General features: G+C 71.8%; 16 protein-coding genes. 8 read left to right on the top strand and 8 right to left on the bottom strand.

Features of this window, described 5'->3' with window-relative positions; genetic code table 11:
• Positions 1-121: 121 nt before the first annotated feature.
• Positions 122-1,075, top strand: coding sequence for an isopenicillin N synthase family dioxygenase (locus BM041_RS02335; protein WP_092954909.1), 954 nt, complete (start codon positions 122-124; stop codon positions 1,073-1,075).
• A gap of 109 nt (positions 1,076-1,184) precedes the next feature.
• The gene (metW, locus tag BM041_RS02330; RefSeq protein ID WP_092957366.1) at positions 1,185-1,784 is read left to right on the top strand and encodes a methionine biosynthesis protein MetW; all 600 of its coding nucleotides are present in this window, start codon (positions 1,185-1,187) and stop codon (positions 1,782-1,784) included.
• Positions 1,785-1,818: 34 nt separating this feature from the next.
• Here the strand turns inward: metW and BM041_RS02325 are convergent, their stop codons facing one another.
• Both BM041_RS02325 and BM041_RS02320 read right to left on the bottom strand, forming a co-directional pair.
• On the bottom strand, positions 1,819-2,004 hold the full coding sequence (locus tag BM041_RS02325) for a hypothetical protein (protein ID WP_092954906.1): 186 nt from the start codon (positions 2,002-2,004) through the stop codon (positions 1,819-1,821).
• Positions 2,005-2,126: 122 nt separating this feature from the next.
• Positions 2,127-3,074 carry a glycosyltransferase family 2 protein gene (locus tag BM041_RS02320; RefSeq protein WP_139225934.1) on the bottom strand — a complete coding sequence of 316 codons (948 nt, stop codon included), beginning with the start codon at positions 3,072-3,074 and terminating at the stop codon, positions 2,127-2,129.
• A 339-nt stretch (positions 3,075-3,413) separates the two neighbouring features.
• On the opposite strand from BM041_RS02320, the gene phbB reads away from it, so the two are divergent.
• The 3 genes from phbB (at position 3,414) to BM041_RS02305 (ending at position 5,304) form a co-directional block, all read left to right on the top strand.
• Positions 3,414-4,136: an acetoacetyl-CoA reductase gene (gene phbB / locus BM041_RS02315; RefSeq protein ID WP_092954900.1), complete on the top strand. Its 723-nt coding sequence runs from the start codon at positions 3,414-3,416 to the stop codon at positions 4,134-4,136.
• Positions 4,137-4,289: 153 nt separating this feature from the next.
• The gene (locus tag BM041_RS02310; RefSeq protein WP_092954897.1) at positions 4,290-4,925 is read left to right on the top strand and encodes a YciI family protein; all 636 of its coding nucleotides are present in this window, start codon (positions 4,290-4,292) and stop codon (positions 4,923-4,925) included.
• The gene (locus tag BM041_RS02305; RefSeq protein ID WP_092954894.1) at positions 4,918-5,304 is read left to right on the top strand and encodes a carboxymuconolactone decarboxylase family protein; all 387 of its coding nucleotides are present in this window, start codon (positions 4,918-4,920) and stop codon (positions 5,302-5,304) included. The genes BM041_RS02310 and BM041_RS02305 overlap by 8 nt, the downstream gene beginning before the upstream one ends.
• 5 nt (positions 5,305-5,309) lie before the next feature.
• Here the strand turns inward: BM041_RS02305 and BM041_RS30375 are convergent, their stop codons facing one another.
• Positions 5,310-5,480 (bottom strand): hypothetical protein, encoded by a 171-nt coding sequence (locus BM041_RS30375; RefSeq protein ID WP_175533674.1) that lies wholly within the window; start codon positions 5,478-5,480, stop codon positions 5,310-5,312.
• Positions 5,481-5,546: 66 nt separating this feature from the next.
• Here BM041_RS30375 and yddG point away from each other — a divergent pair, with 66 nt between their 5' ends.
• Positions 5,547-6,392: an aromatic amino acid exporter YddG gene (gene yddG / locus BM041_RS02295; RefSeq protein WP_092954888.1), complete on the top strand. Its 846-nt coding sequence runs from the start codon at positions 5,547-5,549 to the stop codon at positions 6,390-6,392.
• A gap of 6 nt (positions 6,393-6,398) precedes the next feature.
• On the opposite strand, the gene BM041_RS02290 is transcribed toward yddG, so the two are convergent.
• The 4 genes from BM041_RS02290 to gloB form a co-directional block, all read right to left on the bottom strand.
• Positions 6,399-6,611, bottom strand: coding sequence for a hypothetical protein (locus tag BM041_RS02290; RefSeq protein WP_092954885.1), 213 nt, complete (start codon positions 6,609-6,611; stop codon positions 6,399-6,401).
• Positions 6,612-6,759: 148 nt separating this feature from the next.
• Positions 6,760-7,368 (bottom strand): methyltransferase domain-containing protein, encoded by a 609-nt coding sequence (locus BM041_RS02285; protein ID WP_092954882.1) that lies wholly within the window; start codon positions 7,366-7,368, stop codon positions 6,760-6,762.
• Complete coding sequence (locus tag BM041_RS02280; RefSeq protein WP_092954879.1) at positions 7,365-7,967, bottom strand: glutathione S-transferase N-terminal domain-containing protein; 603 nt, start codon at positions 7,965-7,967, stop codon at positions 7,365-7,367. Before BM041_RS02280 ends, BM041_RS02285 begins: the two co-directional genes overlap by 4 nt.
• Positions 7,968-7,977: 10 nt before the next feature.
• Complete coding sequence (gene gloB / locus BM041_RS02275) at positions 7,978-8,712, bottom strand: hydroxyacylglutathione hydrolase (RefSeq protein ID WP_092954876.1); 735 nt, start codon at positions 8,710-8,712, stop codon at positions 7,978-7,980.
• Between the two features lie 65 nt (positions 8,713-8,777).
• On the opposite strand from gloB, the gene BM041_RS02270 reads away from it, so the two are divergent.
• Both BM041_RS02270 and BM041_RS02265 read left to right on the top strand, forming a co-directional pair.
• Positions 8,778-9,533, top strand: coding sequence for a class I SAM-dependent methyltransferase (locus BM041_RS02270; protein WP_092954873.1), 756 nt, complete (start codon positions 8,778-8,780; stop codon positions 9,531-9,533).
• 138 nt (positions 9,534-9,671) lie between these two features.
• On the top strand, positions 9,672-10,295 hold the full coding sequence (locus BM041_RS02265) for a protein phosphatase CheZ (RefSeq protein WP_245761893.1): 624 nt from the start codon (positions 9,672-9,674) through the stop codon (positions 10,293-10,295).
• A 66-nt stretch (positions 10,296-10,361) separates the two neighbouring features.
• Here the strand turns inward: BM041_RS02265 and BM041_RS31730 are convergent, their stop codons facing one another.
• Positions 10,362-12,857 (bottom strand): calcium-binding protein, encoded by a 2,496-nt coding sequence (locus BM041_RS31730; RefSeq protein ID WP_092954870.1) that lies wholly within the window; start codon positions 12,855-12,857, stop codon positions 10,362-10,364.
• Positions 12,858-13,099 lie beyond the last annotated feature (242 nt).

The following is a 13,099-nucleotide window of genomic DNA, read 5'->3' as shown; positions in this document are numbered from 1 at the left end:
GTGAATTAATGCCCGAAAGCGCCGGAATCCGAGAAAAAAGACCAATGATTTCAACGGGCATTAATGCTCAAGCTCGATTCTTTCACAGGCTCTGACGCCAGGCCAGCCGAGGAACCCCACGATGAACGACACCATCCCGATCCTGGATTTCGAGCCCTTCCTGCACGGCTCCGGCGCCGATCGCGCGCATGTCGCCAAGGCCATCGGCCAGGCCTTCGAACGCTACGGCTTCGTCCAGCTGGTCGGCCATGGCGTGCCGCAGGAGGCGCTCCAGGGCGCCTTCGCGGCGGCCGAGGCCTTCTTCGACCGGCCAGAGGACTGGAAGCGCCAGGTCCAGGATCGCCGGAACAACCGCGGCTATGTGCCGATGTTCGACTCCGCGCTGCCCGGCCAGAAGCCGGGCGGGCACGAGGCCTTCAGCATCGGCCATTTCACGCGGCCCGAGGACCCGGCGCTGCGCGACCTGCCCTTCCATGCGGAGACGCCCTGGCCCGACATGCCCGGCTTCCGCGAACGCGTGCAGGCCTGCTACCGCGCCATGTATGACGCCGGCCAGCAGGTGCTGACCGCGGTGGCCATCCACCTCGGCGTGGCGGAGGATTTCTTCGCGGATGCCGCGCGCGAGAGCTATTCCAACATGCGCGTGGTCCACTATCCGCCGGCGGAAGCCATCGCCGACCGAACCGATATCGGCGTCCGCGCCCATGCCGATGAAGGCCTGATCACCATGCTGGTGCAGGACATGAATGGCGGGCTCGCGGTGCAGGGCCCGTCCGGCGACTGGCTGCCGGTGGTGCCGAACCGGGAGGCGATGGTGGTGAATGCCGGCAAGCTGCTGCGCCGCTGGACCAATGGCCGCTACCAGGCGGCGCTGCACCAGGTGGTCAACCGGTCGGGGCGCGAACGCTATTCGATCCCGCTCTTCGTCCACCCGTCCTACCACACCCGCATCGACCCGATGACGCTGGTTGGAGAGGCACCGGCCAGCGAGGAATTCGCGCCCATCGTGGCCGGGGAACAGGTCTACCGGAACTTCATGGCCCGCCGCCTGTCCTGGCAGGAAGCGACGTCCTGACCCCGCTGCTGGACGTGCCCGCGCGGGAAAGCTAGACCGCGCGGGACGCCTGCAACGGATGGGAATGCCCGTGCCCGACGCCGCCGAGGTGCGCTTCGTCGCCAAGAACATGCGCCTCGACCTCCGCCTGATCGCGGAGATGATCCAGCCCGGCGCCCGAGTGCTGGACATCGGCTGCGGCGATGGTGCGCTGATCGAACACCTCACGCGCCTGAAGGGCGCCGACGCCCGGGGCATCGAGATCGACATGGCGGAGGCGACGGAAGCGGTCGCGGCCGGCCTGCCCGTGATCCACGGTGACGCCGATGCCGACCTCGCCTTCTACCCCGATGGCGCCTTCGACTATGTGGTGCTCTCCCGCACCCTGCAGGCGGTGGAGCGGCCGAAGGAGGTGCTGCACCAGATGCTGCGCATCGGCGCGCGGGCCATCGTCTCCTTCCCCAATTTCGGCCATTGGCAGCTGCGGGTGAAGCTGCTGCTGGAAGGCCGGATGCCGGATACCGAGACCTGGAACCATCCCTGGTACGAGACGCCGAACATCCACCCCTGCACCATCCGGGACTTCTTCGCCCTCTGCGCGATGGAAGGCTATGTCGTGGAGAAGTGGCTGGCCGTGGACGACAAGGGCCTGAGTTCGCCCTGGAAACGCTCGCCCTGGCTGGCGAACCTGTTCGGCGAACAGGCGCTGTTCCTGCTGCGGCGGGGCTGACAAATCCCCGCGCCGGCGGGGCCGGGACGCCCCGTCAGTGCAGGGTCGACCCCGGGGGAGCGCCCCGGCCAGGCAGCAGCGACGCCGCCATGGCCGCGTATCGCGCCGCGGCATCGGCGCCCAGGCGTCGGCATTCCGCCTCGACATAGGCCAGCATCAACATGATGGCAGCCTGATCGGTCTTGTCGCCATCGGAGGGGGCAGGCAGCGGGGTCTGCATGGTGTTGGTCCTGGGGGGCCCAAGCGCGGCCGATGCCAAGCGTATTGCATACCGATCACGTCTACGTGAAGGCCAAATCGCTTTGCTCCATTTTCCACCAAGGGTTGCGCACCCGCGCGCCGCTACAGCCGCGCCGGGGGCGCCGGGATGGCGCTGGCGGCAGGGAAGAGCCGCGCGGCGGCGGCGGCGGCCCGCTCCACCTGCTTGGCCATCACCGCCGCCCGCATCGCCGCCAGCGCAGCCGGGTCCGGGCAGACGAATGCCGGCTCCACGCGCTTCAGCCAGCGCGCCGCGCCATAGCGACGCTCCCGGAACATCGCGGGTGTCATGTGCAGCCCGGCCTCCCCGATGTAGCGCCCCAGGACCACGACGCTGTTGAGGGCATTGCGCCCCAGCACGCAGGTGGCGACCCGCCTGGCATTGTCCTGGGAGGAGGAATGCACGGGCAGTCCCGCCGCCTGGCAGGCGCCGATGATCGCCGCCGTGGACCTGGCCGCGTAGTCCTGCCCCAGCACCGCGGCATGGAAGGGCTCCAGCAGGGGCTGCATCGCCTGCCAGTGCCGGCGCGTCAGCCCGAAGGCCCAGTTCATCGCCATGGGCACCAAATCGGCTTGGCGGGCGCGCTGCACCGCCAGGGGGGCCACATGGTCGCCCACGCAACTCACATAGCCGATCGCCTCCTCCGCCAGCGCCATGGCGGACAGATGCGCCAGGTTGCGCAGGTAGTCGGGATGCAGGAGGAGATCGTCCTCGAAGAACCAGGCGATGGGCTCGGCCAGGTCCTCGAAGACCACGCGCTCCGCGCGCAGCACGTTCTCCGCAACGCCGATATTGTCCCCGGCCGGCACGACCTCCCCCCAGGGCACCAGGGCGCGGAACAGGGCGGTGCTTTCGGCGATGGCGGCGGGGTCGCCGCGCCAGGCGCCGCTGTAGCGGTTGCGCGCCCCATCCTGGAACAGGAACACCCGGTGCTGCCGGAGGGAGGCACCGCGCTGGGCGAGCAGTGATTCCAGGACCGGCTTCAGGTAGTGCGGCCGGTCGAAGGCCAGGATGGCGATGGGGGGCGGCAAGGGTGGCTCGGCGCTGGGGAGGCGTTCATGCCACATCCCGGCGACCCGGCCGCAAAAAATCCCCGACGGTCACCCGCCGGGGCTCAGTTCAGGGAGGAAACGTCCAGGAACGTCCGTGCGGCACGTCGAGGCGCCTCGGGACAGGAGGGATGCTAGGGCCATGCCGCCGGGGGCGCCTTGATGTGAATCAAACCGGATTGCGCGGGCGGATCGCGATGCCTGTTTGCTCTCCGCCGCCCGGCGCGCGAGGATGGGGGCGTGCCGCCGGGCCCCGGCCGGGCGGCATGCAGGGAAGCCGATGGCGCCGCAGGCGCCGCGACAACAGGGTGGGAGAGCCGCATGGCACGTGTAGCATTGGTGACGGGTGGGCAGCGTGGCATTGGCGCCGCGATCAGCGAGGCGCTGCAGGCCGCCGGCCGCAAGGTCGTCGCCTCCTACGCCGGCAACGACGCGGCCGCACAGGCCTTCACCGAGCGCACCGGCATCCCCTGCTACAAGTTCGATGTCGGCGACTACGACGCCTGCGTCGCCGCCGTGCAGAAGATCGAGGCCGAGGTCGGTCCCGTCGAGGTCCTGGTGAACAACGCCGGCATCACGCGCGACGCGATGATGCGCAAGCTGACGCGCCAGATGTGGGACGACGTCATCGATACGAACCTCGGCAGCTGCTACAACATGTGCAAGGCCGTGTGGGACGGGATGAGCAGCCGGAAGTTCGGCCGCATCGTCAATATCGGCTCCGTCAACGGCCAGGCCGGGCAGCTCGGCCAGGTGAACTACGCCGCCGCCAAGTCCGGCATCCACGGCTTCACCAAGGCGCTGGCCCAGGAAGGCGCGCGCAACCAGGTCACGGTGAACGCGGTAGCGCCCGGCTATGTGGACACGGAGATGGTGCGCGCCGTCCCCGCCGACGTGCTGGAGAAGATCATCGCGCGCATCCCGCGCGGGCGCCTCGGCACCGCGCAGGACATCGCGCGCGGCGTCGCCTTCCTGACGGCGGACGAGGCCGACTTCATCACCGGCTCCACGCTGTCCATCAACGGCGGCCAGCACATGTATTGAGAGCTTGTGAATTAATGCCCGAAAGCGCCGGAATCCGAGGAAAAAGACCAATGATTTCAACGGACATTAATGCTCAAGCTCGATTCTTTCACAGGCTCTGAGTCGCGCAGGGGGGAGCCGCGCAGGCGGTTCCCCTTCTGACGGAGACCAGCGATGACCCATGCCATCCTGGCCTTCGACGGCACGGATTCCGACGCCCCCGCCCGCCGCGCCGCGGCGCGGGACGATCATGTGGCCTTCATCACGGCGGAGGCCGCGGCGGGCCGCCTGCTGCTCGGCCTGCCCCTGCATGACGAGGCCGGGCGCAGCCTCGGTTCCCTGATGATGATCGCCGGCGACGACGCCGCCCGCGATGCCTATCTGGCCGCCGAGCCCTTCGCCCGCCGCGGGGTCTGGCAGCGCGTCGAAACGCACCCCTTCCGCATCGCGCCCCTGCCCTACCAGGGCTGGCCGGATGGTCCGCCGCAGGGCCGCACCCACACCGTCATCATCGCCTGGGACGGCACCGATGCCGGCGCGCTGGACCGCCGGATGGCGCATCGCCAGGGCCATTTCGACCGGGTTCGCCCCATGGCAGCCGACGGCACGCTGCTGTTCGGCGGCGCGATCCTGGCCGCCGATGGCACCACGATGCGCGGCTCCATCGCCGTGACCCGCCACACCAGCCACGACACCGCACGCGCCTGGATGGCGCCCGATCCCTACGTCACCGGCGATGTCTGGCGCGACATCGCCCTCCATGCCACCAGCTTCCGTGCCCTGCCCTACGCGGCCCTGCCCCATGCCTAGGCTGCTGGAATACGGGGAGGCCGCGCCGGAGGCGCAGGCGGTCTTCGATGAGATCAAGGCCGCGCGGGGCATCGAGGACGTCAATAATTTCTGGAAGGCGCTGGCTGTCGATCCGCCGCTGCTGCGCCGCACCTGGGACAGCCTGCGCGCCGTGATGGCGCCGGGCGCGATCGACCCGGTGGTGAAGGAGATGCTCTACCTCGCCGTCTCCATGACCAGCGGCTGCGCCTATTGCACCGCCAGCCACACCGCGGCCGCGCGCGCCAAGGGGATGACGGAGGCGCAGTACGGCGAGCTGCTGGCCGTCGTCGGCATGGCGGCGGAGACGAACCGCCTGGCGGAGGCGCTGCGCGTGCCGGTGGACCCGCAATTCGACTGAGGGCGCTACGTCTTCCGCCGGGGCTTCCGCTTCGGCGCATCCGGCACCGCGGCGCGCGCCACCGCCGCGATCCAGGCCTTCTGGCCCTGCGTCATCGCCTTCGTCGCATGGCCCAACCACCAGCCGGCGGCGCGGCTCGCGGCACTCATCATCACGCTGCGCGGGGTGCCCTTCATGCAGACGCCAACGCGGCGCGCCACCCCCCGGTTCGCGCGGCGCGACGCGCGGCGTAGAAGCGGCGCATGTCCCCCGCCACCATCGCCGGCTGCGGCGCGCTCGCGCTCTGGGCCTTCCTCGCTTTGCTCTCCCGCATGGCGGCGGGCATCCCGCCGCTGCAGATCACGGCCATGGGCTTCGCCGTCGGCGGCGTGGTGGGGCTTGCCGTCGTCGCGGCCACGGGCCGGCTGGCGGCGCTGCGGCAGCCCCCGCTGGCCTGGCTGCATGGCGTCGGCGGGCTGTTCGGCTACCACGCGCTCTACTTCATCGCCCTGGCGCTGGCGCCGGCGGTGGAGGCGAACCTCATCAACTATCTCTGGCCGCTGCTGATCGTGCTGCTTTCCGCGCCGCTGCGCGGGCTCACGCTCGGCCCCGCGCGGCTCACGGGCGTGGGCCTCGGCTTCGCGGGCTGCGCCATCCTGGTCGGCACCGGCGCCAGCTTCCCGCCGGAGGCGCTGCCCGGCTTCCTCGCCGCCCTCGGCTGCGCCATCACCTGGGCGGTCTATTCCGTCACCGCGGGCACCAGGCCCCTGGCCGGCGTGCCGACGGAAGCGGTGGCCGGCTTCTGCCTGGCGACCGCCGCCTGCGCCCTCCTGGCGCATCTGGCGTTCGAGACCACGGTGGTGCCCGACACACGGCAATGGATCGCCGTGCTGCTGCTCGGCCTCGGCCCGGTGGGCGCGGCCTTCTTCCTGTGGGATGTCGGCATGAAGCGCGGCGATCCGCGCCTGCTGGGCACGCTGGCCTATGCCGTCCCGGTCGCCTCGACCGTCCTGCTCATCCTGGCGGGGGAGGGGACGCTGTCATTCCGCGTCCTGCTCGCCACCCTCATGGTGGCGGGGGGAGGCTTCGTCGCCGCGAGGGCCCGGTAGCCCGGATCAGGCCGCCAAGGCCCGCTTGCCGCGCGCCGGCTTCGCCAGGCAGGCGCTGACCATCGCCGCCAGTTGGCCCGCCGCGGCCTCATCCATCCGCAGCATCAGGCGTTCGCCCGCGCCCGTGACCAGGTCGATGCTGAAACCCTCGGCGCCCATGCCCACGGCCACCGGTTCACAGAGCGTCCCGCACACGCCCACCGCTTCCTGCTTCGCCACCGCAACCTCCTGTCCGTTCCCGGTTCCACCCGGCTATTCCGGGCGGCACGGCTCATCCGTGCAGGGACAATGGAGGCCGCCAGCGCAACAACTCTGTTAACCGCCGGGGGGCGCTAACTCTTCACGACACTGTCCGGGAAGCCGGGCGTCAGCCGGGCTTCCGCAGCAGCGCGCGCACCACTTCCGCGGGGCCCTGGTGGCGCGGGCCCTCATCCAGCCGGACGGTGCCTTCCAGCAGTTCCAGCACCTCCAGCCCGCCGAACAGATCCTCGACGATCGCGCGGGACCAGAGCAGGTCCGCCATCTTCGGCCCGCCGCTGCGGCGGCCCTGCTGGGCGGGGGTGAAGCATTCCAGCGCCAGCATCCCGCCGGGGGCGAGCGCCCGCACCACACCAGCCGCCGCCGCGGCGCGGTCCGCGGGCGGCAGGTGCAGGTAGATCCAGGCCACCAAATCGAAGCCGGCCTCGGGGTAGTCCCAGGCGCTGGCATCGGTGGTGACGCATTCCATCGCCACGCCCCGCCTTGCCGCCAGCGCGGCCGCCTTGGCCGATCCCACCGGCGACCAGTCCAGCGACGTCACGGCCAGCCCCTGCGCCGCCAGCCAGGCGCCGTTCCGCCCCTCCCCATCGCCCAGCGCCAGCGCCCGCATCCCCGGCCGCAGCCGGGGGGCGAGGCTTTCCAGGTAGAAGTTCGGCGCCTCCCCGAACTGGAAGCCGCCGCCGGCGTATCGTTCGTCCCAGGCGAGGCTGGTGCTCATGCCGCCGGCGGTGCCGTCCGCGCCATGGCGGGGTGGGCGGAGACCTCCGCAAACCAGGCGGCGAGCCTGGGATGCGCCTCCCGCCAGGGCTCATGCCCGAAGCGGAAATCGAGGTAGCCGAGCGCGCAGGCGGCGGCGACGGCGCCGACATCGCCAAGCCCGGCCGGCGGTTCGGCTTCCAGCGCCGCCAGGCCGCGTTCCACCACCGCCTTCTGCCGCGCGAGGAACGCCGCGCGGGCGTCATCCCGCGGGTGGGCGGATTGCCCGCGCCGCGCCACGGCGGCATCCATGATGCCATCCGCAAGGGCGTGGCGGATCTGCACCGCCAGACGCGCCGGGCTGCCGGTGGGCGGGAACAGCGCGGGCGCATCGCCCAGCGTGTCCAGGTATTCGCAGATCACCGGGCTGTCATAGACGGCCCGCCCATCCTCCAGCACCAGGGCCGGGATCTTCGAGAGGGGGTTGTCGCGGAGCAGGTGGGCGGGAGAGGCGTGGGGGTCCGTCGCCACCGTCTCGATCCGCCCGTCGATGCCGCGCAGGATGGCGCAGGCCAGCACCTTGCGGACGAAGGGGCTGGCGGGCGCGTAGTGCAGCTTCATGGCGTGTTCCTCACCGGAAGTGGTTCTTGGCTTCCCGCCTTGCGGTGAACTCCGCCAGGTCGCGGGCGCGGAAATAGGGGTTTCCGGAGAGTTCCTGGGCCAGCGTCGTGGGCACGGTGGGGCGCCCGGCGGCGCGCAGCGCCGCGGCGGCCTCGGCCTCCGCCCGCAGCGCCTTGTTCTCCGGCTCGATCGTCAAGGCGAAGCGGGCATTGGTTTCGGTGTATTCATGGCCGCAGCAGAAGCGCGTGTTCGGCGGCAGTTTCGCGAGACGCTTGAAGGATTTGTACAGCGCCTCCATCCCCCCGGCTTCCAGCGGGCGACCGCAGCCCAGCGCGAAGACGATGTCCCCGCACAGAAGGAAATGGTCGGCGGCGAAGTGGAAGGCGATGTGGCCGGTGGTGTGGCCCGGCAGGTGCATCACCGTCGCGCGGGCGGCGCCGAAGACCACCTCATCGCCCTCGCCCACCGCCTGATCCAGCTTCGGCAGGCGGTGCACATCCGGCGCGCCGCCGATGACCTTCGCCGCGGGGAAGCGCGCGCGCAGTTCCTCGACCCCGTTGATGTGGTCGCCGTGATGGTGGGTGAGGAAGATGGCATCCAGCGTGCCGCCGGCGGCTTCCACCGCCGCGATCGCCGGCCCGGCCTCCCCGGGGTCGCAGATTCCGATGGCGCCCGTGGGCCCATCCTTGAGCAGCCAGAGGTAGTTGTCCTCGAGGCAGGGGACCGCCTCAACCTTGACCGACATGGCAATCCGGCTCCCGGTCCTGTGCCCCCGTCCAAACCGGGGGCTTCATCCCCTATATCCCCGGCATGACGATCGAGGTCCATGCCCTGGAGGCGTTCTACGCCTCCGCCGGTGGCGAAGCGGCGGCGCGGCTGGTGCGTGCGCGCCTGGCGTCGCTGTGGCCATCGCTGCCCGGCATGACCGTGCTCGGCATCGGCCACGCCGCGCCCTATCTCGGCCTCTGGCAGGCGGAGGCGCGGGCCTGCCTGGCGCTGACCACCGCGCATGTCGCGCATGGCCACCCGCCCGCCGCCTGGCCGCCCAACCTGCCCGGTGCCTGGCCGGGTGCCGCCCGCCCCTCCGCCACGCTGGTCGCGGAGGAGGAGGCCCTGCCCTTCGCCGATGCGAGCATCGACCGCATCCTGCTGGTGCATGGGCTGGAGGCGGCGGAGAATGCCCGGCGCCTGCTGCGGGAAGCCTGGCGGGTGCTGCGCGACGACGGGCGGCTGATCATCGTGGTGCCGAACCGGCTCGGCCTCTGGGCGCAGCTGGAACGCACGCCCTTCGGCCATGGCCAGCCCTACTCCAGCGGGCAGCTGACGCGGCTGCTGGGCCGCCACCTGTTCCGGGTGGAGGCGCGGGACGCCGCGCTGTTCCTGCCGCCCTACGGGCTGCGCCTGCTGCGCGCCACCGCACCGGCGATGGAGCGGGTGGGACGCGCCATCTGCCCGCGCATCGCCGGCGTCGCGATCGTGGAGGCGGAGAAGGACCTCTTCTCCGCCATGCCCGCGGGCGCGGTCGCGTTCCGCCGCCGCCGGGTGATGATGCCGGCCGCTGCCTGATGGCGACGGGACGATTCGCGTGCAGGTTGCGAAGATCACCGGAATTGGCGCCCGGCAACGGGTTGTTCATTCCAGCATGTCATCCCTGTCATACCGCGCCACCGCTGATGAGGACCGGCGCGACGGGGATGATGCTGCATGTCCATGACGATCGACCCGGGCACCGAGACCTCGGAAGCCGCCATCCGCGCGGCCCTGCGGGCGGAGCTCGATCCCGCGCTCTCGGCTCTCCACAGCTTCGTGGACCGGCGCATCGCTGAATTGTCGGCGGAGTTGCATGCCAGCGTGGAGATCGCCGACATGGGCGAGTCGCGCATGAGCAGCGAACTCGCCCGCATCCAGGAACAGATCTCGCAGCTGATCGCCGTGCCGGCGGCCGCCACGCGCAACAGCGGGCTGGAACTGGAAGCCGTGGTGCAGGCGACGGAAGCCGCCGCCAATACGATCATGGAAGCGGCCGAGGCGATCCAGGACTGGGTCGCGGGCGGCGGGCAGGACGCCACCGCGGTCGCCGCCATCGCGGCACGCGTGAATTCGATCTTCGAAGCCTGCAGCTTCCAGGACGTGACCGGCCAGCGGATCCGCCGCGCCATCCAGCATCTGCAGCAGGTCGAGAACATGCTGGAGACGATGGTGCCGGACGGCGCCAAGTCCGAGACCACGAGGCCGTCGGTCCAGGTCGCGACCGCCATCCGCACGGTGGAAAAGCCCAGCGGCGGCGACCTGGGCCAGGACGACATCGACGCGCTGCTGAACATGTGACGCCGCGCGGCCGGGACCGCGCGCGGCCCAGGCTGCCGGCGGAAACGGGCCGCCGGACCGGACCGGCTACAGGATGAAGTCGGCCGCCGTCAGCACGGTATCGACCGCGAAGCTCAGGCTGAGTCCCGTCCCCCCGGAGGTGGTCACCACCACATAGGGGTAGGGATAGCCCGGCGGTGAACTGCCCATCAGCGCCTGCACGGCAGCGAAATCCGCATAGCCGAAGGCCGTCAGGTCGATCAGGTCCTCCCCCTGCGTGAAGTCCTTGATGCTGTCCTGGCCGTGGCCGGGGGCGAAGACGAAGACATCCGCCCCGCTGCCGCCGAAATAGACCTGTGCCGTCGCGCCATCGATGAAGCGATCCGCGCTTTCCGTGCCGACGAAATCCTCGAATCCCCGGATGACGTTGGTGCCGACACCGCCGAGGGAGAGCGTGCCCGCCGCCACATCCACGGTGGCGCCGAAGCCGCCATAGACGGCGGAGAGGTCGAGGCTGTCATGATCGGCACCGCCCTCGAAGCGGTTGCCGTCGAACTCCAGCGTGTGGGTCGCGCCGTCGAAGAAGGTGGCGACCTGCACGATGTCCCGGCCATCGCCGGTCAGGACGGTATTGTCCCGGATGATGATGGTGGCCGCGCCGCGCGCGCCGGCCGCACCGTCCTGCCCGGCGACGCCGGGATGGGTGGTGGTGGTCGTGTCCCCGGCAACAACGACGCCATCCGCGCCGATATCCGTGCTGCCGGCGCCGCCCGCGCCACCCGCCCCGCCGGTGGCCGAGCCTTCCAGCCGGACCAGGGTCTCCACCACATCGGGCGTGGCGATGGTGGCGCCGGTGATCTCCGCCCGCGCATCGCCGCCCGCGCCGCCGGCACCGCCATCGCCACCGATGTCGCGCCCTTCCTCGATGGCGGTCGTGGCGCTGCCCGCCGCCGGCTGCTGCGTGACGCTGCTGCGGTTGGTGCCGGCAGCGCCGCCCGCCCCGCCCGCGCCCCCGGCGCCGCCGACGGCATGGGCGACGAGGGTCCAGTCCACATCCGGCGCGCCACCGCCCTTCACGCCCAGCAGCCGCGCCGTGGCATCCCCGCCGCGGCCGCCCGCGCCGCCGGCGCCACCCTCGCCGCCATCCGGCGCACCGGCGAGATCGGCGTCGAAGGCGCCATCGCCTCCCGCCCCGCCGGTACCGCCCGCCCCGCCATCGCCGCCCAGCGCCCGCACCGTCAGCGCCTGCTGCATCGCCGCAGTATGGTCACCCGCATAATCCGTCAGCAGCGCCGTCGCCCGGCCCCCCGCGCCGCCCGCGCCGCCGGCCCCGCCCGCGCCACCCTGCCCCGCCGCATGGGCCACGCCATCCACCACCGCGCCGCCGGCGCCGAGGATGTCCACATCCTCCTCGAACGCCGAGGCGCCGCCCGCGCCACCGGCACCGCCGCTGCCGCCGTCGCCACCCTCGGCGACGATGGTGAGGGAGGCCTGGTCCTGCGCCATCCCCGCCACGCCCAGCCGCGCGCCGGCATCATCCGCCGTCGCCGTCGCCTCCCCGCCCGCGCCACCCGCCTGGCCGGTCGCGCCATCGACGCCGTCGGCGGTGGTGCGGGTGTCGCGTGGTGCGCCGGGGACCAGCGAATCCTGGCCCGCCGCGCCGCCCTGGCCCGCGCCCCCGGCCGCGCCATCCCCGCCGGCGACGGTGCCGCTGCGCTGCACGCTGTCCGCCGCCGTGCCGCCGGTGACGAGGTCCGCCGCGCCGTAGAGAAGGAGGGAGAGGGAGTCGCCCGCGCCGCCCGGCGCCGTGGCGTCGGCCCCCGCCTGGCTGCGATCCTCCGTGATCGTCACCGGCACGGCCGCCGCGGCGTAGAGGAAGTCGGCCGCATCCAGGCTGGCGAGCGTGGTCTGCCGCAGCGTCACCGTCACGCCACCGGCCAGGTCGAAGCGCACCTGGCTGCCGGCCTGGCGCGCGCTGGCCATGGCGCCCGCATAGTCCATGATGCCGAAGGCGCTGAGGTCCAGCCGGTCCGCGCCCCGGCCGAAATCATACACCAGGGTCGTGCCGGCCTCCGGCCCGATGGCGAAGACATCGTCGCCCGTGCCGCCCGTCAGCCGGTCCCGGCCGCCGCCGCCCGAGACCGTGTCGTCGCCGGCGCCGCCATTGATGAGGTCATTGCCGATGCCGCCATGCAGGACGTCATTCCCGCCGCGGCCGACCATGCGCAGCGGGCCGGCGGCGCTCGAAGCCTCCACCACCAGGCGGCCGGCGCCGGAGGCGATGGTGATGAGGGGGGCGACCGTGAAGGCGGCCACCGCCGCAGGGCCGAAGGTGACGGTGGCGGTGCCGGCGGTATGCACCATCAGGCGATCGAATCCCGCCAGGCCCTGGAAGGCGCTGTCGCCGAGCGTGACGTCGCCCGCGACGCGCAGGCGGAGCGTGTCGAACCCGGCGCCCGCATCCTGCGCCAGGCCGGCGGCAAGCAGGTTGGTGGGATCGCGCACGAGGAAGGTGTCGCCACCGGCGGTGCCGGACTGCACCAGCGGGCCGCCTGACAACGGCCGGATGAGAAACTGCGCCATGGTGCCCGATTCCGTCCCGGATGTTTCCGACCCAGCATCGGTTCCGCGGCGGGCAGGCGTCCAGGGGCCGCGAAACACCACGCAATGAAAGGGGCCGCGCCCTGCCGGACGCGGCCCCTGCCCCGGTCAGGCGATCAGCGGATCAGACGCGCCCGACGCACGTCGCGCCGTCAGGCGCGCTCGACCAACACCACGCCGTCAGGCGCGCTCGACCAACACCACGCCGTCAGGCGCGCTCGACC

Source organism: Falsiroseomonas stagni DSM 19981, assembly GCF_900114315.1.
Classification (GTDB): domain Bacteria; phylum Pseudomonadota; class Alphaproteobacteria; order Acetobacterales; family Acetobacteraceae; genus Falsiroseomonas; species Falsiroseomonas stagni.
The sequence above is the reverse complement of the archived record's forward strand: the minus strand, read 5'-3'. Positions and strand labels throughout refer to the sequence as shown.

Excerpts from the sequence above, each read along its gene's own strand:
- BM041_RS02335 (WP_092954909.1), top strand. The coding sequence starts at position 122 with ATGAACGACACCATCCCGATCCTGGATTTCGAGCCCTTCCTGCACGGC.
- metW (WP_092957366.1), top strand. The coding sequence starts at position 1,185 with ATGCGCCTCGACCTCCGCCTGATCGCGGAGATGATCCAGCCCGGCGCC.
- BM041_RS02325 (WP_092954906.1), bottom strand. The coding sequence starts at position 2,004 with ATGCAGACCCCGCTGCCTGCCCCCTCCGATGGCGACAAGACCGATCAG.
- phbB (WP_092954900.1), top strand. The coding sequence starts at position 3,414 with ATGGCACGTGTAGCATTGGTGACGGGTGGGCAGCGTGGCATTGGCGCC.
- BM041_RS02310 (WP_092954897.1), top strand. The coding sequence starts at position 4,290 with ATGACCCATGCCATCCTGGCCTTCGACGGCACGGATTCCGACGCCCCC.
- BM041_RS02305 (WP_092954894.1), top strand. The coding sequence starts at position 4,918 with ATGCCTAGGCTGCTGGAATACGGGGAGGCCGCGCCGGAGGCGCAGGCG.
- BM041_RS30375 (WP_175533674.1), bottom strand. The coding sequence starts at position 5,480 with ATGAAGGGCACCCCGCGCAGCGTGATGATGAGTGCCGCGAGCCGCGCC.
- yddG (WP_092954888.1), top strand. The coding sequence starts at position 5,547 with ATGTCCCCCGCCACCATCGCCGGCTGCGGCGCGCTCGCGCTCTGGGCC.
- BM041_RS02285 (WP_092954882.1), bottom strand. The coding sequence starts at position 7,368 with ATGAGCACCAGCCTCGCCTGGGACGAACGATACGCCGGCGGCGGCTTC.
- BM041_RS02280 (WP_092954879.1), bottom strand. The coding sequence starts at position 7,967 with ATGAAGCTGCACTACGCGCCCGCCAGCCCCTTCGTCCGCAAGGTGCTG.
- gloB (WP_092954876.1), bottom strand. The coding sequence starts at position 8,712 with ATGTCGGTCAAGGTTGAGGCGGTCCCCTGCCTCGAGGACAACTACCTC.
- BM041_RS02270 (WP_092954873.1), top strand. The coding sequence starts at position 8,778 with ATGACGATCGAGGTCCATGCCCTGGAGGCGTTCTACGCCTCCGCCGGT.
- BM041_RS02265 (WP_245761893.1), top strand. The coding sequence starts at position 9,672 with ATGTCCATGACGATCGACCCGGGCACCGAGACCTCGGAAGCCGCCATC.
- BM041_RS31730 (WP_092954870.1), bottom strand. The coding sequence starts at position 12,857 with ATGGCGCAGTTTCTCATCCGGCCGTTGTCAGGCGGCCCGCTGGTGCAG.